At 69.6% G+C, this 22,995-nt stretch carries 8 protein-coding genes; 7 read left to right on the top strand and 1 reads right to left on the bottom strand.

The genetic code is table 11. From position 1 onward, the window contains the following. Window positions 1-16 precede the first annotated feature (16 nt). The 3 genes from LKD76_RS27520 to LKD76_RS27510 are packed head-to-tail and all read left to right on the top strand — an operon-like array spanning window position 17 to window position 4,066. Window positions 17-355, top strand: a complete 339-nt coding sequence (locus tag LKD76_RS27520) for a hypothetical protein (protein ID WP_227984310.1) — start codon at window positions 17-19, stop codon at window positions 353-355. Beyond that, window positions 352-3,261: a WXG100 family type VII secretion target gene (locus LKD76_RS27515; protein WP_227984309.1), complete on the top strand. Its 2,910-nt coding sequence runs from the start codon at window positions 352-354 to the stop codon at window positions 3,259-3,261. Before LKD76_RS27520 ends, LKD76_RS27515 begins: the two co-directional genes overlap by 4 nt. Window positions 3,262-3,271: 10 nt before the next feature. Further along, window positions 3,272-4,066, top strand: coding sequence for an ESX secretion-associated protein EspG (locus LKD76_RS27510; RefSeq protein WP_227984308.1), 795 nt, complete (start codon window positions 3,272-3,274; stop codon window positions 4,064-4,066). An 82-nt stretch (window positions 4,067-4,148) separates the two neighbouring features. On the opposite strand, the gene dtd is transcribed toward LKD76_RS27510, so the two are convergent. Then, window positions 4,149-4,592: a D-aminoacyl-tRNA deacylase gene (gene dtd, locus LKD76_RS27505; protein WP_227984307.1), complete on the bottom strand. Its 444-nt coding sequence runs from the start codon at window positions 4,590-4,592 to the stop codon at window positions 4,149-4,151. A gap of 167 nt (window positions 4,593-4,759) precedes the next feature. Between dtd and LKD76_RS27500 the strand changes: the two genes are divergently transcribed. The 4 genes from LKD76_RS27500 (at window position 4,760) to LKD76_RS27485 (ending at window position 22,892) form a co-directional block, all read left to right on the top strand. Continuing rightward, on the top strand, window positions 4,760-5,710 hold the full coding sequence (locus LKD76_RS27500) for a DUF6924 domain-containing protein (RefSeq protein WP_227984306.1): 951 nt from the start codon (window positions 4,760-4,762) through the stop codon (window positions 5,708-5,710). Window positions 5,711-5,966: 256 nt separating this feature from the next. After that, window positions 5,967-6,287, top strand: a complete 321-nt coding sequence (locus tag LKD76_RS27495; RefSeq protein ID WP_227984305.1) for a WXG100 family type VII secretion target — start codon at window positions 5,967-5,969, stop codon at window positions 6,285-6,287. After that, on the top strand, window positions 6,284-6,784 hold the full coding sequence (locus tag LKD76_RS27490; protein WP_227984304.1) for a YbaB/EbfC family nucleoid-associated protein: 501 nt from the start codon (window positions 6,284-6,286) through the stop codon (window positions 6,782-6,784). Before LKD76_RS27495 ends, LKD76_RS27490 begins: the two co-directional genes overlap by 4 nt. Before the next feature lie 16 nt (window positions 6,785-6,800). Beyond that, a complete protein-coding gene (locus tag LKD76_RS27485; RefSeq protein WP_227984303.1) occupies window positions 6,801-22,892 on the top strand; it encodes a WXG100-like domain-containing protein in 16,092 nt (5,363 codons plus the stop codon). Window positions 22,893-22,995: the final 103 nt, after the last annotated feature.

The raw sequence follows: 22,995 nt of genomic DNA, 5'->3' as shown, positions 1-22,995 counted from the left end.
AGGTAGGGACTGACAAATGGCGGAGAGTATCGAGGTAGATGTCGACGCGCTGACCAAGGCCGCTGATCTGCCCGAGGAAGTCTCGCGGAAGGTTCGGGAGGTGATCGACACCTTGAACGGCACGCTGACCGGAATCGAGAACGATGCCACCAATCAGCCGTGGGGAAATGACAAGTCCGGCAAGAAGTTCGCCGATGGCGACAAGGGCTACAAGGCGACGCGGAAGAACATGATCGAGGGCGGTTACAGCATGGCCGACGCCCTGCACCAATTCGGTGAGGGTGAGCGAACGGCAGCCGACCAATTCAGATCCGCCGAGGACGGCGCGCGCACGGGCCTCGGAGGCGGATCATGACAGTGCCGAATGCGGACACCACCGAATGGACCCAGGTGCTGGGCTCGGCCAATGCCGGGAAGCTGAAATTCGATACCAAGGACGTCAAGGCGGCCACCGATTCCGCGGCACTGTTGATCGCGAATCTCGAGGTGCTGGCGCAATCGGTGCGCGATGCTCGCGCGGACTCGGTCGGTGCCTTCAGTTTCCTGCAGTCCAGCCGCGATCTCGCGGGCGTGTACAGCAAACACGGTTCGGCGTTGTACGACTCGCTGATGACCCATGCGAATGTGGTGCGCGATCAGTACGACACCTTCGTCGCCGCCGGTAAGACCTTCGATGCCCACGAGAACAGCTCGAAGTTCAACTTCGACAATCTGGCCAACCCCAAGAAGACCAACAGCAATGTGAAGGTGCCGACGGCGACGGCGACCGGCAGCGTGGTCGCCGACCTCGGCATCGACATGGTGGATGACAGCTGGACGATGCCGAGTTTCCCCGAGGCGATCCAGGGCTACGGCGGAAAGACCGATCAGGTCACCATCAATATCGAGAACGCCGAAAGCCTGGACTGGGACCAGCTGATCCAGCTGGGACAGACGATTCACTCGCAACCGCCGATGGATCTGTCCGGGTTCTGGGACGGCATGTCGAAAGCGTTGTCCGATCATCTGACCAAATACGCCGACCAGATCGCCAAACTACAGGACGATTGGACCGGTGACTCGGCCACCGCGGCGGTCAACGCTGTGCGCAATTACAAGAACAGTGCGCAAGATCTGATCGACGCGATCAAGGTCACCGGCGCGAGTCTGCGCTACACCAGCGACTGGCTCGAGGCCACCCGCAAGTCGATGCCGGCGCCCGGAGCCAAGGAGAAGACCGGCTGCAAGAACCACCACACCGACGAATTTCGCGACCACTACAAGAAGTACTACGCGGAACCCATGAAATCGACGATCTCGACGATTCCGACGATCGAGATCCCCGGCCAGCCCGGTGGCGGCAGCAACTCGGGTGGCGGCAATGGCAATGGGAACGGCCAGGGCAACGGCAATGGCAACGGGAACGGCCAGGGCAATGGCAACGGCAATGGGAACGGCAACGGCAACGGCCAGGGCAATGGGAACGGAAACGGCCAGGGCAATGGGAACGGGAACGGCCAGGGCAATGGGAACGGGAACGGCCAGGGCAATGGCAACGGGAACGGCCAGGGCAATGGCAACGGGAACAGCCAAGGCAATGGCAACGGGAACGGCCAGGGCAATGGCAACGGAAACGGCCAAGGTGCCAATCAGCAAGAGTTGCAGGCGGCCTACAACGAGGGGTATCAGGCCGGGTATCAAGAGGGTTCGGGTGCCACCAATGGCAGTGGCAACGGCCAGGGCAGTGGAAATGGTAGTGGTAACGGCTACGGCAACGGCCAGGGGAACGGCAACGGCTACGGCAACGGCAACAGCGACGGATACGGCAACGGCAACAGCGACGGATACGGCAACGGCGAAGGTTCCGGCAACGGTGGCGGTTACGGTGGCGGAGACTCCGGCGGTGGCGACGGTTACGGCAGCGGTGAAGGCACCGGCGGCGACAACGGTGACGGCTCCGGGTACGGAGGCGGCTCGAGTGGCGCTTACGGTGGCGGTTCCGGATCGTCCGGTAAGAACGGCCAGGGATCGCGGAACCGGAACGGGTACGGCAGCGGCTCCGGTGGCGGCGAGACGAACCAGCAGCAGCAACTGCCGAACCTGAACGATCTGCTCAGCTCCTACGGGCTCGGCGACACCGGCGGCGGATCCTCCGGCAGCAGTTCAGGACCGAGCAGCACGCCGTACTCGGGGCCGAGGGGCAGCGGTTCGGGTTCGAGCGGTACAGGGTCCGGGTCGGGATCGTCGACGATCCCGTCGAGCCTCGGCAGAAACCCGCAGTCCGGTGCGAACGCGGCCAGGAACGGACAGCAACCCTCCCTGGATGATCTGTTGTCCGGACTTGCGGGACAACAGGATTCCCCGGTTCCGACGAACGGCGAGGTGAATCCCCACGGCGAATCGGTCACGACGGGCAGTGCGAATCCGCTGGAATCCCTGCTGGGCGGCGGGACCACCGGCAACTCCTCGAACCCCCTCGCGTCCCTGCTGTCGGGTGGAAGCGCGGGGTCGCCCAATCCGCTCGAATCGCTGCTCACGGGCGGTGAGCAGGCACTGAACCAGCTCGGGCAGCAGGCTCACGACGGCCTGGCGGGGCTGGGGCAACTGCTGCACGGCCTTCCCGGATTCGATCAGTTGCTCGCGAGCAATCCGCAGCTGAGCCACCTGCTGGCGGGTATTCCGGGACTTGACCAATGGGTCCCCGGCACAACGGGATTGGAGGGGTTGCTGTCGAGCGATCCGGATCTGAGGAATCTGTTGTCGAGTATCCCCGGCCTGGACGAGTTGTTGACCGGGACCGGGACCGGCGATCCCATGCACGCACTGGCGGACCGGCTGCGTGAACTCGGCCGAACCCCCGGTCTGGAGGGACTGTCGGATATCGCCGCGCAACTCGACCCGGGTGGCGGCGGAGGCGACAGCTCCGGAGCCGGTGGAGGTGGCGCCGATTTCGGCGGCGGAGGTGATGACGCCGGATCCGGCGGCGGGACGACCCCGCCGCCGCAGCTCGACGAACCGCGCCGACCCGACAGATTCCCGCGTGCGTCCCTGCCCGCGGACGTCTCGTCCTACGGACCGGGACAGCACGACGGGTACGACCAGCAGGCCGGTCAGCCAGGACAACCCGGCCAGCCCGGAATGTCGGGTACTCCGGCGTCGAGTGCGGGCAATTCCGGGGCGCAGGGTCAGCATCGCCGGCCGAAATATCTGACCTCCACGGATTGGCTGGACGATGCCATGGGCGACACCCCCTTCCGGGTCAAGCCGGTGATCGAGCCGTGAGCGAGGGACAGTGACGAGGTGGACTCTGACGGACCTGGAATTCAAGGTGTTGTGCGACACCCGGTTCTTCGGTCTGGTGCCGTCGATGTTCAGCATCACCAGCCGCATTCCGTACATGGACGACTACGAACGCGAATGGCGCCGCACCCGAGCGGAATTGGAGAGTCGCGGTGACAGCGCCTTCGAGGCGATCGTGGACACCATGGTGCTGCCCGAGGTGCTGATCGGCGGCGAGGTCTGGGAGGACGACGATTTCGACAATCCGCGCAAGCGAGTGCGCTTCTATGCCGGGCGACTCGGTTCCCGCGGATTCCTGGTCACGCAGATTCCCGGTGAAACCATCAATCACGCCGAGGGTTTCACGATCGTGGCCTGCGATCCGCGGGCGCTGGGGGAGACCGTGGTCGGCCTGATGCCGCCCGCCGAACCCGGCCGGCGTGGGCCGATCGAGATCGATATCAGCGGCGGTGGCGGCGCTCGGCCCTCGGGCAGCGGTTCCATGGTCGCCGATGACGATGACGATGACGACTACGGCCTGACCAGTTCGGTCTTCTTCGACATTCCCGCCGACTACTGCGGCACCGTCCGCGTGACACAGGGACGGTCGAAATTCGGTCCCCGCGGCCGTATCTCGGTCGCTCGCCTGTGGCGGGATCTGCCCGGCGACGGCCGGTATGTGATGCCGCTGGAGGAGCCCGCACCCGTCGCGATCGGAATGGGTTCGGCCGGACTGGCCGATTGGATCGACACCGAGGCAGAACTGATTCTCGAGCGAATGAACGATTTTCAGGAGGTGGAGGAGTAGGCGCCGCGCTCGTCAGTGGGATGCAACCACCGTTGTCCGGCCGCCTGATACCGACCTGACGCCGATCCGACGGAGTCCCGTCTCACGCTTCGAGCAGGAGGGTGACCGGTCCGTCGTTCACCAGTGACACCTGCATATGCGCGCCGAAGCGGCCCGTCGCGACGGTGGCGCCGAGTTCGCGCAGTGCGTTGGCGAACTCGGTGACCAGGGGTTCGGCGACCGGGCCGGGTGCTGCGGCCGACCACGAGGGCCTGCGTCCCTTGGCGGTGTCGGCGTAGAGGGTGAACTGGCTGACCACCAGGATGGGTGCGCCCAGATCGGCGGCGGAGCGTTCGCCGTCCAGGATGCGCAGGCGAAATAGCTTGTCGGCCAGGGTTTTCGCGATCGCAGCGGTATCGGTGCCGGTGACGCCCACCAGTGCGAGCAGACCGTGCGGCACTCCCATCGCGGCGGGGTCGATCTGCCCGACCACCTCGTCGCCGACCGTGACCCGGGCCGAGGCGACACGCTGTACCAGGATTCGCATGCGCTCCATCGTGGGCTATCGGCCGCGGGGGCGGTGCGCGCGGGTGTTTTCCAGAGGTCGAATTGATCCTCGAGCGGGTGCCGGTCCGCCCGGGATACCCTGCGGGACACGTCCTCACGGCCAGGGCCGATGACGGCGAGGCGACCGCAAACTTTCACAGGAGTGTCATGCCCTATCCCATGCTTCCCCCGGCGGAGACCGGTGAAGTGCTGTTGATTTGTACGAGCTATGAGGACGGCACGGCAATGTGGGGCGAGCTACTCGACGAGCTCGCGGGGCGCCGGGAAGACGATGTGCTCGTCGTCGGGGACGGCGGGGTGCGGCTGCGCCCGATCGAGGACCGCAGGTGGGACTACCTGCACGGCGGAAATGTCCCGGCGCTGGTCGTAGACGGTGGCGCGGTGCCGCCGGTCGCCGTCTTGGCGGATATTCAGGTCGCGTACGGCGGAGGCGGGCCGCTGCTGGTGGACCTGGCGGCGGTACCAGGGCGCGGGGTCCGGGTCCCGTCGGACCGGCTCGGTGAGATCCTGGCCGCGCTGCTGGGCGGCGCACTCACCTTCGACGATCTGGTGCGCGAGATGGACGTGTACGGCATGTACCAGGGGGACGGCGGCCGACCGGCCCTTCCCGTGCCGATCGCGCCGCCGCGCCGGCCCTTCCCGGCACTGCCCTCCACCGCTGACGTGTTGCTGGTCCGTGCCGACTTCGGCGACGAGGAGGGGTGGCGCGCCCTGCTCGACGAGTTGGGCGGGGCCGACGAGGACGGCTGTGTCGGCGCGGACCTGGACCTGGACGAGATCGACGTGGACAACTATCCGCTGACGGCATCGGTCGTCGACGACCGTGCCTTCGAGGGCCTGCTGCCGGGTGAGGTCCCGGCGCTGGTCCCGCCGCCCGCGACAGATACCGGGGAACACACCACGCTGGTCGTTCTCGCCGACGCCAGGACCTTTGCCGAGCCCGACCGGCCGTTGACCGCTGTCGACTTGTACAACACCCCAGGGCAGCCCGCCATCCTTCCCCGCCGCATGATCGGATCGCTCGCCTGCAATCTGGAGATCGGCAACATGGACTTTTTCGAGTTCGTCGCCGTTGAGGGCACGGAGCCATGGTGGTAACGCTCCCGGCGGCCGTCGGGCAGTCGGTGAGGTGGCAGTCGCCGACGCCGGTCCCACGCTTCGAGCAGGAGGGTGACCGCTCCGTCGTTCACCGGTGATACCTGCGTGTCCGCGGCGAAGCAGCCGGTGTGCGCGGTGTTTTCAGCGGCGGCCATCGTGCGTTCACGTCGGCGCCACTGACGATTCTCCCGGCACTGCCAATGTCGGATACCAACGTCTACGGGCGCCGGCCGGTAGTGGGATGGAGGGACCGACGATGGCGAACGAGATCGAGGTCGAGGTGGCGAAGCTCCGCACCGCCGCCGGGAAGACACAGGATGTGCGCGATCACATCGAGCGCGTGCTGACCACACTGCACGGCAAGACCAGCGGCTACGGAAACTGCTGGGGGGACGACAGTCTGGGCGAGCAGTTCGCGGGCAGCGGTTCGGGTGACGGCTATCTGGCCGCGCACGACAACATGGTCACCGGCGCCCGCGGCTTCGCCGACGCCTTCCAGAAGGTTTCCGACGGCCAGACCGATAGCGCCACCTATCTGGAGACGATGGAGCACGGCAATACCGACGGCTTCCGATGACCAACGAGCATATGCAGGCCGAGCTGGTGGGAATCCTCGGTGAGGCCAAACAACAGCTGCGGGTGATCGCCGAGATCCAGCGTGACCGTGCCGAATTGACCGGCACCGCCTCGGTGCGCAAGAAGCGGGTCACGGTGAGCGTGAATGCCGACGGCACTGTCATCGAGACCACATTCGGCGCCGGTATCGAGGATCTGAGCTATTCGGAGATCGCGCGCGCGGTGACGGAGGCCGCTCAGGCGGCATCGAAGGATCTGGCCGAGAAGCATCGGGCACTGATGGCGCCGCTGCGGGAACGCCGGGCGCGCCTGCCCAAGCTCACCGACCTGATCGAGGGCATGCCCGATATGCGGCTGCCGACCGCACCGGAACCCTCACTGGCCCCGCCGCATTCACCGGAACGGAGCGCCGGCTACGGCGAGGACGAGCTCCGGTTCGAGGATGCCGAGACCTATCCGGTCGAGCCGGAACGCCGGGTCACCGACTCCAGTTGGTGACCCGGGAGAGCGGCGCATGATCGAGTTTCCCAGCTGGCTCGAGTGGCTGGGTGCTGCCATCGGAATGGAATGGCCGCACGGCAACGAAGACGAGATGTGGGCGCTGGCCGGTGACTGGCACACCGCCGCGGACGAGCTGCGCGAAATTCTGCATCTGATGGACGAGGCCAAGTCCGCGACCTTGGCCGCCTATCCGGCGGGTGACGGCCGCCAGCAGATGAGCGACACCTTCGACGGCATGCGCACCGGCAAGGATTCGCTGGAGGCGCTGGCGGGATACTTCGATCAGATCGGCGATTCGGTCGACGGCGGCGGTACCCAGATCCAATACACCAAGTTGATGTTCTATTCGACGCTGGTGATCACCGCCGCCGATATCGCCGCGGTGTGGATCTTCCCGCCGACCGCGCCGGCGGAGGAGGCCGGCATCATCATCGCCACCCGCGTCGCGGTGCGAATGATGTTCCGGCGCATGCTCACCGCGATGGCTGGGTGGGCGGGCCGGCTGGCCGAGAACGCCGTGGTGCGATTCCTGTTCCGGCATGTGCTGCTGAACGCGGCCCTGGGCGCGCTGCAGGACTTCGCGGTACAGGAATTTCAGGTGTGGCAGGGGCATCGCAAGGGTCTGGACTGGAATCAGCTCGGGGTCACCACCTTCGCCGCCGGTGTGGGTGGCGCCGCCGGTGGCGGATTCGGTGAAGCGCTGGGGCGCAAGTTCGGCAACGCCTTCCGCAACGAGGCCGGGGATATCACCTCGAAGTGGGGTGTGAACCTCACTCGCGCCGGAATCGGTGCCGGCTCGGGGCTGGTGAACTCCGCGGCCGCCTTCGGTGGCTCGGTCGGCTGGCAGTTCGCCTCCGATCTGGCGCACGGCGATCTGGGTACCGCGCTCGACAATCTGAAGCACACCCACGTCGATTGGCGGATGTTCAGCGCCGGCGCCATCACCGGTGGCGGATCGGCGCTGAATCACAATTTCGCGCACAGCCATTTCGAGAACTCGCCGTTCTGGAAACTGAACGCGCCGCGTGCGGATCTGGGCACTATCGGCGGTCTGGACACCTTTCAGCACGACGGCACCGTGCCGAATGTGCACGCTGATGTGCCGAACGGCAATGGTGTCGCGCCGCACGGTAATACGCGGGCGGTACACGGTGATCCGGGGGCGCCGGGGCCGGGGCCGGTGCGCGGTGAGCCGGTGTCGAATGGGCACGACAGCCGGGCCGGTGCGCCCACCACGACCGCCGGCGCCCACCAACCGCCCGCGTCCGGAGCGGGGCCGGCACCAGAACACTCTGCACCACAAGACCATTCGGAATCCTCCCCGCCGAGTCCGCGGACGTCGGCGCAGGACCGATCCGGTCCGGTGGATTCGAGCGCGCCACCCGAGTCGACGGCGTCCGCCGGTCCGGCGGTGCACGATTCGCCGTCCATGCCGGTGACGAATCACCCGGGTGGCGCCGGACACGATGCGACGCCTGCCGTGACCTCGGATACGCCGGTATCGCACCCCGGTGCGCACGAAACCGGCACGGGCGCAGCGTCCTCCGGACCGGAGTCGCCGCCGCCCTCGCAGGCCGACACCCCCGGCGCGAGCACGCCGGGTGCGTCGGCCGCGTCCGGTCCGGGCACGTCCGCCGGTGCCGGAACGGGCGCATCGCCCATCGATGCGCGCGGTGCCTCGCCGGTCGGCGGTTCCGAGGCGCCCCGCACCGGTGCGGGGCGCGGTGCCGACGCCCGCGTCGGGGGTGATGGGCGCCCTGCCTCCGATCTCAACCGCGGCACCGGCGCCGGCGACGGCCGGACGCCGGCCCGCGCGGGTTCGGCCGATGCGTCCGGTGCCCGGCCCGCCGTCGATTCGCGGGTGCAGGCCCGGGTGACCGATTCCGAGTCGTCGCGCGGCGGGGGCCGGGCCGGCGCGAGCGAGGGGGAGCGGGTCACCGCCGAGCCCGGCCGCGCCGAGGCGGGATCCACGCGGGAGCGTGCCACCGGATCACGTGCCGATCGAGGACCGGGGGCCGAGTCTCGCCGCGGTACGGGTGAACAACACGAAAGAGCCGGGGCGCCGGACGAATACGGAGAGTCGGCGAAGCCGCGCGAGACCGGCGCGGAAGTGTCCTCGCCCGGTCGGGATGTCGATTCCGGTCGCGGGGATGTGCGGGGTACGCGGAATCCGGACGACGCCGCTCGCGACCCCGGCCGCTCCGCGCCGCGTGATTCCGATACCGCGGAGCCCAGGGATCTGGAGCAGGCCGGCGAGCGAGATGCGCCCCGGGATGCCGAGGGGAATCATCCCGGGCGGCCCCGAGCCGGCGAATTCGGCACGCCCCCTGCCGAATCCGATGCTCACCCTCGGCCCGTCGATCGAGCCGGTGAATCGAGTGGGCCTGCCTCCCGGCACGATTCGGCGGACGACGCCCCAGCCGGAACTCCACGCGACGATGCGGGGGCCAGGCCCCATCCCGGTCACGAGTCGGCCGACGCGGGCGGACCCCGTCCCGAAGCCGATGGGGCACAGGACGAATCCGGTGCGCGGCGTGACTCCTCACGTCGTCGCCCGGCAGCCGACGGAAACCACGATGGATCGGTCGCCAGACCACGCGATCCCGAGACCGGTGAGACCACCGCGCGGCACACGCGCGACGATTCCGGCCGCATCCGCCCCGAGGACCAGGCCGTACCCGGTATGCCCGCCCATCCCGCCGATGGCGAGCACACCCAGGCCCGACCCCGTCGTGAGGAGCAACCCGCTCCGGACCATCAGGGCACACCGGAACCGGCGAAACCGGCAACCACCCGACGCGACTCCACGCGCGGTCGCTGTGCCGAACTGGCGCTGCGCCTGATCAAGGATCTCACCGGCAGCAAAACCGTCCGCGTGCCCGAACGCACGGTGGGACCGGAAGGTATGACCGCCGCGGAGGTCCAGGCGGATGCCGGTGGCCGGATGGTGAAGGTCAGCGATCACGACGCGATCGCCCGGCGGCTGTCACGGATGCGCAAGGGCGCGATGGCGCTGGTGGTCGACGGCTATCACGCCGGTCCGGGCAGGCGGGTCGTCGGTGCGCACGCCTACGTCATGATCCACGAGGGCGGCGGCCGGATCGTGGTGCGCGACGAGAGTACGGGGGTGGTGACCGAGCATCCGGCGGATCTGCCCACCGATCTGCACGACACCCACATGATCCTGTTCGACCGCACGGGGCGCCCGGTCCACCCGCTCACCCCGGAACAGCGGGCGGCCCTTGCGCACCAGCAGGATCCGACCGCGGTGCGGATCCGTCAGGCGCTCGACGACCACACCGGCCGGGTCCACGAGCTACTGCTCCGAACACGCACCGGCAGAAGGATTCTCGAAGGTCTCACCGACAGCCGATACCGCGATCACGTCGATCGGGGAGCACAGGCCGACGGCAGATACGGGTCGTTCCGGCGCCGCGACATCACCGCGGTCGTGTACGCCGAGGGCCGCGGCCGGATCGCCCAGGCGCTCACGCTCGCACACGAGAGTGTGCACGCCGAACGCTATCTGAACGGCGAATCCCCCGCCGACCGTCCGCTGGAGCTGTCCCGCGACGACTATGTGCGCGAGATGGTGCACGAGGAGGCGATGGCCTCCGGTCGCCGATTCCAATTGGCGGCGGAACTGCGTGAGCTCGGCTACGACATCGTCGAACGGCCACCCGAGGCCGCCTACCGCCGGGCCTGCGAAACCGCGCTGCGGGGGCTCGACGGCCCGGGAGCCCACGAGATCGCGCACGAGGTGGCGGTCGATCATCTGCGCGACTACCTCGAACACGTGCCGCCGAACGACGGCGGCACAACCTATGCCGACCACTATCGCGACATCTGGGATCGCGCGCACGAGAGCGCCCGCACACCGACCGACGAGAGTATCCGCTACGTACCCGACGATCCGGCCGTGCGCGATCACATCCGGTCGACGGCGCTGGAACGGCATATCGCCGCGGTGCGGCTGAACGAGCACGCGCGGGATCTGCGGCACATCGCCGACCGCGTGGCCGATCGGATTCCCTACGACCCGACGATGCGCCGAGATATGGTGCGGCATCTGATCTCCGAGCAACTGCGCGGTATCGGGCGCGAACTCGACCGGGGCGGCCTGCCGCCGGAGCGCGGCGCCGAGCTGCGCCGGCTGGCACACGATCTGCGACGGATGACCGACCTCGTCGACCGGCATCACAACGCGCTGGCCGAGGTCGACCGGCTACGCTCGGCCGGGGCCGCGGAGGTGGCGCGGCAACTGCTCGGCGACATGATCGCCGACGACCCGGGAGCCGTGGTGATCGGTGACCACTTCGCGGTGATTCCCGGTGAGCCGGAACATATCCTGGTCGCGGCGGGGCCCGGTGACCATCAGCGGGTCATGCGGGCGGCGCCGCCCGAGATCAGCGAGCGGCTGGCCCGTCCGGGGGCGGAGCCGGAGTATCTGAACGTCCGCACGCGCGACAACGGCGAGATCCGCTACGAACGGATCGACCGGCCGGATCCGGCCCGGGAGGAGCCCGCCGAACACGTCGAGCCGCAGGATCTCGCGGCGCGGGCGTCCGAGGCGATCGTCGCCGAGCTCCAGCGGAAGCTGAACGGCATACCGGTCGGCTCCTGGGCGGTCGATACGCTGCGCGCGCGGGGCGTGACCATCGAGCACGAGTCCGGTGGTGGTCATCGGTACGAACCCGGGCGCAATCGGCTCACCCTCGATATCGGCGGCACCGATGCCGAACAGATGGCCGCCCTGGTACACGGCGCCATTCACGCGGAGCGGGCGCACGAACGCGGCACCGCCGACGGTGTCCTCGACCGCGATCGGATGACGCGCGACGAGTACGTCGCGCAGATGGTGAACGAGGAAACAGCGGCGCACGCAATGGAATTCAGCGCCCTGGCACAGCTGCGCGAGGCGGATCACCAGATCCCGGTGAGTTCGCTGGAACGGATCTACCGCGACGCGTTCACCGAGGCGCGGGAGCGGGCCGCCGCGCGCGACGATCTGCCCGGCGACGCGATGGCACGCGATGCGGAACTGGACCGGATAGCGAACGAGGCGGGCATCGAGGCGATCCGTCCGGCGGTGGCCGATCACGCGCCCGACGCCGTGCAGCGGGCACAGCCACCGCCCGAGCCGGACGGGTCGAGCTATGTCAACACCTACGGCGGCGACACCGCCTACGGCATCAAGGGTTGGGTCGACGAGCACGGCATCCTGCATTACGAGATCCGGGTCGGTCCCGACACACCGTCCGGGCGTGAGATGTTCCAGGACCTGATGAACGAACTCGGCGACCGGGTCGAGGGAATCCAGGACGAGTGGTACGGCGGCGGGGCGCTGACCGACAATCTGGACAGTTTCAACGCGGGAGTGCAGGACGGGTTCACACCGGAGGAGGCCGCGCGCCGGACGTTCACCGGCATGCTCGCCGAGGAGCTGGGCTACACCGAGGTCAGCTTCGGAGATCCGGATCTGCGCGGTGATACCGGGCTCGACGGGCCGTTGGGCGAGAACACCGGCGTCACCGTCGTTTTCCGGCATCCCGACGCGTCCGGCGTCGCGCCGGACACCGACCGGCAATCCGGCACTTCGGATCCCACGAATCCACACGATCCGGAAAATTCCGCCGCCCGCGACGATCCGGGGGAGGAGATCGCCGCGGAGCCGCCGCGGCGCGCCGAGGTCGTCGTCGACTTCGGTGGTGAACAGGTGCGGCTGCGCATGGTCGCCGACGAGCGCGGGAACTGGCGGGTCGAATCGGCCGAGCCGGTGGAGCTGGGACAGCGCGCTCCGGGCGCCGAGGTCGAACCGGCCGGGCCGGGCCGGCTGCGTTCGCTGTGGCAGCGCCTCACCGGCGGATACGAGGGTCACAATCCGAAATACCCGTCGGGCAGCGGCCAGGACGGTAAATATCAGACCGAGTTGACCGAGGATTTCGGGCATCTGTTCGATATCCACGCACTCGAGACCCTCGGCGATCACGACATCAGCATCAACTACGCGCGGTTGCTGAAGGAGTCGGTCACACTCTGGATCAACCGGGAGCACGCGCCGCTGCTGAACCGGCTCACCGCGCGGATGGAACTGCAAGCGGGCGAGCATATTCCGATGCACGCCCGCGACGGGCGCGAGTACGCGTACTGGAACGACGACGCGGATCCGGCCGAGGTCGCGGCGATGCACAAGTATCTGCGCGACGTGGGCCTCGGCCATCTGGTCGACGAATCGATGCCGCGTGATCTGCCCGAGAATCCGGCGCAGCAGGGTGAATCCCCCGCACCGCACGATAATCCGGCCGACGAGTTGCGCGCCGCCGCCGATCGACTGGGCATCGACCTGACCGATCTGAGCCCGGAGACCCTGCGCCGCGCTCTCGACACCGCCGAATACCAGAATCTGCGCCGCGCCGCGGTGATCGAGGCACTGCGCGATGCCGCTCATCGCTACAACGCCGAACACGCGGATATCCCGTACCGGCCGCAGTCGATCAGCGACCACAATCCGCTGGGCCGGTTCCTGAAGGAAGTGATCATCGCCCAGGGCGACGATCCCGGCATGCTGAACTGGCGCGGCGTGAACAACGGCGCCGAATCCGGCCGCGACTTCGACGTGCTGAACGTCGAGAATCCCGATGAACGCATCGAATACGATCCGGAGGACGAGTCCGGCCGCGACCAGGGCCTGAAGGTCTATTTCGAGAATTCGCTGCGGCGCGACCAGATTCGTGACGAGCGTGCGACCTGGGCCGATCTACTCGCCGCCGAACTGTCGCGGCTGGAACCGGATCAGCTCGACGCCGCCCTGAACGAATTGCGCGACGGGGTCCACGAACGCGCGGGCGAGATCCGCGATTTCGCCGACCAGGTCCGCGAGTTCCGGAAACACTTCCCCGCCCACGATGTTCGCGAACTGCCGCCCCCGCGGCCGGGCGAACCGGGGCGCCTGGTGATCCTGGACGTGCACGGCGATCACGAACAGACACTGGCCGGCGCGCTGGATCGCTTCCCGGGCCTCGCCGCCCGCCTGAACAGCGGTGAGGTGCGGGCGGAGAAGTGGACCGTGGTCGTCGACGCGGACAACCGCGCACACGTCCGCCATCTCGGCGACCTCGACGCCCACGCGATCTCGGTGGACGTGGAGGGACGCCATGTGAACGGGCTGCTCGTCCGCGACGCCGACGGCGGCTGGCGTGTCGCCCAGCACCCGGCCGAACCCGGTCCGGTCGCGCCGCACGCACGGACCCCGGATGAGATCCGCGCCGTCCGTGACGATCTCGCGCGTGAGCTGGGCTTGGACCCCGGGCAGATCACGCCGGACCTCATCGCGCGCGAACTGCGCGCCAACGATCTGCGGGCGCTGCAGATCGAGGCGCTGCTCGATCACGCCCGCACCAGTGACGCGATCGAGTCCTTCCATGATCTGGCCAACGCGCGTGATCGGCTCGCGCAGACCACCGGCGTCGACGATGCGCGGCACGCGACCCCCGAACAGGTCGGCGAGCGGATCGCAGACCCCCGCACCCGCGGCGCGCTGCGTAAGCAGCAGGTCGAGATGCTGGTCACGTACTACGACAAACTGTCCGGCTATCTGAAGGGCCGTGGTGAGGATCGGGGTCGGCTCGTCGGGGCGCGTGACGATCTGGTGCGCGCACTGGGCGGTGACCCCTCCGACGTCCATCCGAGCAAGTACTCCAAGGAGCTGGAGCACACGCCCGATCCGCTGGGCATCGACCCCGGTGCACTGGCCTCGCTCATCCACGACCGGGCCGGGAACCGGGGGCTCCGGGACGCGGTCACCGATTTCGTTCGCGCCCTGAGTGATACGGACCCGTTCACGAACGGGCTGCGCTTCGATCCCGCGACCGATCCGCGGGTGTTCGAGGGTGACGTGCCGATGCACGACCCCGAGGCGCTGCAGCATCTGCGCGCGGTCGTCGGTGACGGCCGGCGGCTGTTCGACGCCCCCGATCCGGACGAGCAGGTTCCGCCCGGTTCGCGGCCGAATCGCGATTGGGCCCGGTTGCTCGGGCACGATCTCACCGCTGCCACCCCGGAGCAGTACGTGCGGGCCTACGAGGCCTACCGCGACGGCAAGATCGAGAAGCACGAGCGGCTCGACGCCACCCAGCGCGACGAGGTGCACCGCCGGCTGCGCGAGGAGGTGCGGCGCCGGGCCGTCGACCTGCGTGCGCTTTCGGAGCTGAACGACCGCTATCACCGGGCAGTGGCCGATCTGCCACAGAATCGGCGGGCGGCCATCGATCGCCTGTCCCGGGATTGGGCATCGGCCTGGACCGGGCGCGAGCGCGCCCGTGAGTACATCACCGAACATGCCCACGAACTCAGGATCTCGGCCGAGGAATTGCTGTCCGACGAGCTGAAAGACAGTTCGGCACTGGACGATCTGTTCGACGACCTCGGCGCCCGGACCCTCCGCGGCGAGAATCGCGCGGACTTCGGGCGGCGTTTCGAGGAGTTCACCGCCCAGCACGAGGCGCTGCTCGCCGCCACCCGCAGATTTCACGACAACGACGTCCGCGTCGCCGACCTGGACACCGAACTGCGCGCCGCGGTGGAGCGCGATGTGGAGCTGTCCCGCGACGACGGCGACGACGGCGACGACGGAGAGGGCACGGCCGCCGCGCCGCCGCAGGGACCGCCGAAGCGGCCACCGCGGGCGCCGGGCGGTGCGGCCGAGCCACCGAAGCCCGACGCCGGCGGCTCGGACGGCGCCGGGGCGAAACCCGATGGCGGAGAGCGTGGTGAGGCCGGCCCGGATGACACCGGTGGACCCCCGGCCGACCCGGCCGGTTCCGGTGCGCCACCACGTGCCGAGACCCCCGCCGAATGGGGACTGCGCATGCGCGCGGAGAACGCCAGCTGGTCCGCGCGCATGGCGGCCCGGCACGCCATCCGGATGCGCGAACTGGCCGACGAGATGGTCGCGCGTGATCCCGACGGCCCCGACGGCTCGATGGCGTGGGACGCGCGGATGGCCGCCGACCGGGCCGAATGGGAAGCGCGTTTCGCCGCGCAGCGCGCCGACTGGCTGTGGGATCTGGTCGGCGACGATCGCGGACCGGCGGGTGCGGCACCGGTGAAACCCGGTGCGGGCGAGCCGAATCGAGACGCCGGTTCCGGCACAGAGACTCCCGAGCGGGTTGCCGGTGCAGAGGGCTCCGCCGGCAAGTCCGAGGGCGATGATCCGGGCGCGGATTCCGTGGGCGGGGACGATGGTTCGGGCGGATCGCCCGCGAAGCCGGGTGGTGACAGTGGCCGGCCCGGTGATTCGGGGACCGAGGCCGGTGCGGAACCCGCCGCCGATGGCAACGATGGCGGAGCCCCGGCCCGCCGGACCTGGCATCAGGACGGTCCGCAGCAGGAGCACCGGCCGGTTACCCGTGCCCTGCGAAAGGCGTTGCGAGATCTGGCCGATGCGGGTGCCGACCGGGTCCGCGCCTGGACGCGAGTGACCGCCCGGGCGCATGCGCTCGGACTCCGGCCGGACCTGATCCGCCGCGAGATGCTGCGCGAGGCGATCGCCCGCGCCGCCGCGGCCACCGACGCCGCCCCCGCGGCCCGCGCCGCACTGCATGATCTGCTCGCCGATCTCGACAACGGCGCGGCCCGGCTGGAACTCGACCACCGGGCCGAGCGCCTGGGCGTCTCGTTGCCATCGGACCATCAGGTCGCCGATGCGGTCCGGGACCGGCTGGCGCCACCGGCGCAGCGCCGCGCCGAACTGTCCATCGAACTGGACGACCGGCGCACCGTCGATCGGCCGCGCCTGGAGCGCCTGGCCCGCGAATTCGGTGTGGACCCGGAAGGACTGTCGCGGCCGGAGCTGCAGCGCGCGGTGCGCGACGCCGTGAACAACCATCGCGAGCCGATTCCCGAGCGACAGCGGCGTGCGACCGTGCAGCTGGTGGACCGCTATCGCGCGGCGGCGGCGAACGAATCCACTCGCCGGGCCGCCGCCCAGCATGCGGCCGAGCGCGAATTGATGCAGCTGCGAGCGGGTTTCGACGACCGTGGCCCGCGCATCTCGGGAGTTTCCTATCGGCGACTGCGATTCGACGCACCCGGTCGTCTGCGGGCCGACGGCGCGGTGGGCGAACGGGGCCGCTGGGTCGGTGTCGGCGCGCATGGCGATCCGGAGATCCGGATGCCCGCGCGGGAACGGGTCCGGCACGCGACCGAGGGGTTCGATGCCGTCTACTTCGGGGTCGAACTGGATCACCACGGCCGGATCTGGGTGAGCGAACATCATCCCGACGTCGCGGAAGCGCCTGCCGCGCGGCCGGTTCCGGCACGCCGCCCGGGCGATTGGGTGGCCGGCGACGAGCGCGAACACGAACCGGCCACCCGTGCGCTGCGCCGGCAACTGCGCGATCTCGGGGAGGAAATCGGCCGCCGCGACGAACAGGTCGAGAAGAATGTCGCGAAAATCGTCCAGCTCGCCGAACATCTGGGAATCGACGACGCGTGGCGGATGCGCCCGCGCGAGCTGGCCGGTGCGGTGCGCGATCTCATCGTGGCGCGCCGTGCCCGGGCGGACGAACTGTGGAACCGCGCCGATATCCCGCGTGCGGACCTGAAGACGTTCTTCGAGGACCGGCGTGCCGAGGAAGCCCGGGCCGAGGAGGCCGAAGCCCTCGGAAAGGCCCTGCTGGGCTTGTTGCGAGTGCACGACCAGACCCTGGTGGCATCTCGGGACCGGGTCGCCGCCGACGCGGCGCTGCTCGCCGCTCGCGACGCGCTGGCCGGTCACGAGGGCCGCCCACTGGGATCCGACGGACGTCCGGCGGATCCGAAAGCGGCAGTGGCGCGGCTGATTCCGGGTCGTGACGGCGCACCGGACCGGCTCGTCGTGGTGGCGCCGGGCGCGAATCCGGACCGGGTACTCGATCCGGCCGTCCGCCACGCGCTGCTCGGCGCCGACGGCGAGTTCGTCTTCCGGCGGGCGCATGTCGACGTCGACGGCAGGGTCAGGCTCGTCGACATGCACGAGCCGCCCGCGGAACTGGACCACGCGGCACACCGTCGGCCGGAAATCGAGGCGCCGCGCCCGGCCCCCGATCCGGCACGGCCCGCGCCCGACACCGCGCCGCCGCCGGTATCGAATCCGCAGGCCGCGCTCGACGCGAAGGTCCGCGAACGTGCCCATGTGGCAGCCGATCTGGAATTCTGGCGCACCAAGGTCGACCACCGCGCCGAGCCGTTCGGCGATCCGGATCTGTCTCGCAACCACTGGTCGGAGACGTTGCGGCAGTTGCGCGGCGACAACACTCGCTACATCAGTGACAGCGCGGGTCTCGACGGCCTCGACCTCGCCAGGCGCGAGCGACTCCTGCCCGAGCAGGAACACGAGCAGACCGAGCTCGTCGACAAACTGGCCGCCGCACTGGACCGCTTCTTCCATTTCGAGGACCGTCTCGACGCGATCGATCGTGAGATCCACGAGCTGGAGCGCCAGGGCGCCCGCCACGACGCCTCGCTCGCCGAGGAGGTCCGCGATGAACTGGGCCGGGTGGCCGATGAGCACCGGGCCGCGGTCCAGCGGGTGAAACCGTTGCGGCGCGGCAGAGATGAGCTGTCGCGTCTCCTCGACGATCCCGCGCGGCGCACTCCGGAGAAGCTGCGCCGGCTCGCCGATGCCGAGGACGCGGTACTCCGCGCCGAGCACGAGATCGATCGTTTCAACGACGAGCGGGTCGCGCTCACCGGCGCGTGGCCCGATGCCGTCGCGGATCACTGGCATGCGATGACCGGCGATGACGGGCCGCCGGCGCTGCATCGACTGAGTGAGAACGTGTGGGTGGACCGCGGTCGCGCATCCGCCGACGACGCGACAGGAGGGCGCCCGGCCCGCATCGTCGTCGTGGCCGGCCGGGCCGGGTTCGACCATCCGGATGTGGCAGTGCGGGCCGAGGATCCGAACGGACCGCGGCACCCGGGCGACGATCGTTTCGACGCTCCGCTACTCGACGCGCTCGCAGTGCATCACGAACTCGCCGAGTTGCTGAAGGACCCCGCTACGGTCATCGATCGGCTGATGGTGACCGGTGAACTGGTCGGCGGAGATCGCGACGGCGCCGGCCAGATCCGGCCGCACGTGGACGCCCTGGCTCCGGTGGAGATCCACCGCACGGAACTGCCCGCGCGCGAGGCCGGGCGGATGGGCGGCGACACGCTGCCCTTCACCGGCGACACCATGGTGCGCTGGCGCGGCGCCGACGGCCGCTGGCACGATCCCCGCGAGGGACAGGCCCGTGGCTTCCGCGCCCATCATCCCGATCTGCCGCCCGGCACCGAACTCGACAAGTTCTGGCAGCAGGAGGTCGACGGCTGGCGGCTGCCGCCCAAGGGCTGGGCGGCCTTCGGCGGCTCGGACAACTCGCACATCCCGTACCGGCAGCGAGAGGAGAAGATGCCGGACGGATTCAGCGGCACCCTGGGCGCCGAACCGTTCCAGAACATGGTGGAGCCGTTGGTGATCAAGCTGCTCACCGACCACTGGCCGGAGCTGAGCTACGAGCAGATCCTGACCTTGAGCGAGGCCGGCCGCGCCGAACTGTGGTGGCATCAGGGGCCCGGACCGAAGCCGGAGCCGCCGCCGGGCTGGGACGAGGAAGCCCATCACGGTATGCCGCTCGACGGCGCGCTGTACACCATCGGCAAGCGGTGGGTGCAGCTCTACGATATGGCGCGCAAACATCCGTGGGTGCTCGGTCCGCTGCAGCGCCGGCCGGAGATCGGCGAGTGGGTGCGCGCGCACACCAACCGGTTGCCGGACGGGCCGTTCGACCCCGATCATCCGGTGCTGCGCAAAATCCCGATCGTGCGGACGTTCCGCGGTTGGAAGGGCTGGCGCGCCGGGCCGCGAATCGATCTGCAGCCACCGCATCGGCCGTGGTCGGCCGCCGAGCACGTGCCACCGCGCGATCGGGTGGAGTGGTCCACGCCGCGGCAGGATCGCGATATCGCTCGCTGGGCCGCCGTGCAGCGCTGGGCGGATCGGGTGATCGGCGAATTCGCCCACGACACCGGCGATTCCGATGTGCACCGGATCGTCGACGCGCTGACCCGGGCACGGGATCCACTGCTGGATTCCGGAGATCCCGGAGGTGCGCGACTGGAAGCGCTGAATCTGGCCCGGCATCCGGACGGCACTCCGCTCACCCGCGAGCAGCTGACCGATCGCATCCAGCTGGTCAAGGACCATCTGATGCGCAACGAGATGTGGGTACGCGATCACGCCGATCCGACCGGCCGGCTGGTCGAGAAGACCTACGACCCGCTGGCGCATGTGGCCGATGCCTGGTTGCGGCTCACCGGAATCGGCGACGGCGACGGCCGGACCAGCCCGTACAACGAGGACCTCCTGCTCCTCGACGACGCCTACGTCGAGGCGAAGTACCTCGCCGATCACGACGACGCCACCTGGCACGATGCCGATCTCGAAGCGGCCCGGCACGGCTACGACTGGGATACCAACCGACGGCGGCTGAGCGGGCACCTGGTGATCCGCGACGGGCAGGTGCTGCATCCCGGCGAGCTGCCGCCCGATGCGCCCGAACACGACGGCGACAAGACATTGCGGATGTCGCGGATCCCGTATGCCGCCGACTCCGCGGCACCGGACCCCTCGTGGCTGTCGCCGCGCGAGCGGTGGGCCGCCGAGATCCTCGACGCGACCGATGTGCGGCAACGGTTCCCGGGACTGCCGCGTGATCCGGTGGCGGCGCTGAAGCAGCTGGCGCTGCGCGGTGCGGGCGTGCGGCGTGCGCTGCCCGCCCCCGGCGCGCGCGATCCGCTGCTGGATCTGCTGCTGCGCGCGGGCCGGGTGGAACAGCTCGCCGACGCCGGCGACCCGGGAGATCGCTTGTTCTGGGCGGATCGGCTGGGCGAGCCCGACCGTGCGGTGGAGCCGGGCCGACTGCCCGACACGCTGCGGCGGCTGCGTGGTGACGTGCACCGGCGGCTCGGGGAACTGGACGAGGGCGGGCCCGGGGAACTGCGCGGCGGTACGAATACCGTTCGCCCCGCACTCGATGGTGCCGACGGACGGCAGGGCGCGGACCGGAGCGGTGCGGACCCCGCTGGTGTGGGCCGGGCCGGTGGGGACGAGGCCGGTGCGGGTCCGCTGCGCCGGCTGGGACCGCTGGAACAGCGCGAATTGACAACGGGCCGAAGCGAAGTCGAGCGGCTGGCGACCGAGCGTGCCCGGCTCACCGACGACATGGCGCGGTTGCGGGCCGAACGGGACGCGGCGACCGGCAGTGAACGCGCTCGTGCCGCCCATGCCTACGAGCAGGCGCGTGAGCGCGTCTTCGCCCTCACCGATCGCATCACCGATGCGGCGGGCCCCGACATCCTGGCGGCCCACGGTGCGCGCCCGGTGACGAACCGGGTCGGTATCGTCGCCGGCGATCATCCCGTGGTGATCGTCGTCGGTCTGCGGTCCGACGGCGCCGGCGGCTCGCCGCACGACGCCGCACTTCTGGCCGCCGCCGAGGCCCATCCAGAAGTGGCCGAGGCACTGGCACATCCGAATGTGGAGATCCGCTACCTCCGCCTCGCCGTCGACTCGCGGGGCCGGGCCTTCGTGGCGGCACTGGAGTCGCCGACCCGGGCACCGCACCCCGCGCAACCGGAACAGCAACCGGCAACCGGCCGCGACCGGCCACCGGCCGAGACCGCCGCGCACGACTCGTGCGGACGCGCGACGGAAGGCCCCCGCGGCGGGCCGAATCGGCCCGAGGGCGCCGACGCGGGTGGCCGCGACGAGTCCGGTGCAGCCGCCGGGCCGGAGGACGGCGGCACCGATTCGGGATTCGGGGACCGGGAGCGGGCGGGTTCGGGCCGCCGACCGCGCAAGACCTACATCACACCGGTCCCGCACGTCCCGCACGACGCCGAATTCGATTGGCCGGACTACGTACCCGAACGCAAAGATATCGATCTTCCCCCGCCGCCGATTCCGCCACATGAGCCTCCGCCGCACAACCCGGGGCCGCACAACCCGGGGCCGCACAAGCCTGGTGAAGACTGTCATGGTCATGGTCATGGTCATGGCCACGGCCACCATGGTCCCGGTCATGGCTCCGGCGGGCACCAGCAGTCCGGTCACGGGCACGAGGGGGCGCCCGGGCGGCCGGGTGCGCACGGCTCACACGATCGTCCCGCGGCGCCCGACCGGCCGGTGTCGGGCCGGCCGGAGCTGCCGGTGGACGGACCGGACCCGAGGCCGAATATCCCGGTCCCGCCGTGGCTTTCGCGCGCCGGAAGCGTCCTCGCCCCGGATCGGGGCCTCGGCGCGGAGCCCGTCCCGGATCCCTTCGGCCACGCCATACCGGACGCCGGTGATCCGCTTCTGTCGCAACGGATTCCGGCCCGGCCTCCGATCGGCCACGACCCGGAGACCGGTGCGAATCCGGCGCCGAATCACAGCGACGGGAACGGCCGTCGCCCCGGCGATCAGCAGCGTCCGGTGGACCGTCCGTTCTCCCTCGGCGCGCCGAGGGGACATCCTCCCGATCCAGGTGTCCCACCACCACATCCCGACGCGCGGCCGCGGAACGAGATCCCCCGGAACGGATTCCCGCCGATGGCGCCACCGGTGCCGAACGGCGGGCACCCCGCCGCCGGAACTCGTCCCGCCCGCCACCGGGCACATCCGGTCGCCCCGGTCCCGCCGCCTCGCATCCTGGTGCAGGAATTCGGCGGATTCCGTTGTGCTGAGGTCGATCCGCTGACGGGCTCGCTGCACGAGGTTGCCGAGCCGACAGCCCCGTTCAGCGGTGTGTACAGCGATCTGGACGGGGTGGAGGTCGTCTTCTTCCGCACCGGCGGCCGGCTGTTCGTGCGCGTGGGCGGCCAGTTGATCGATGCCGACGATCTGGCGATAATCGTGCACTGGCAGCGCGCCGGGCGGCGGTACACCGAGTTGACCGTGACCCGGGCGGGACCGGCGGTGTGCGGCGTGCGCTACCGCCGGCGCATACCGCAACTCGACCTCGGCTTGTGGATCCGCGATGTGCTCGACAATCCCGCACACCGAACGCAGATCTTCGCCGAAGCTCCGGGGGTACCGTGAAATAGCGTCCACCACAACGAGTTACCACTCATCGCCACTACGAGAGTGTCCGCAGCCGGCCCGTCCACCGGAGAGTGTGGACGTGAACGAGGAGAACCCCGCG

Origin of the sequence: Nocardia spumae, from assembly GCF_020733635.1 — a bacterium.
Lineage (GTDB): Bacteria > Actinomycetota > Actinomycetes > Mycobacteriales > Mycobacteriaceae > Nocardia > Nocardia spumae.
This window is presented reverse-complemented; position numbering and strand designations above follow the sequence as displayed.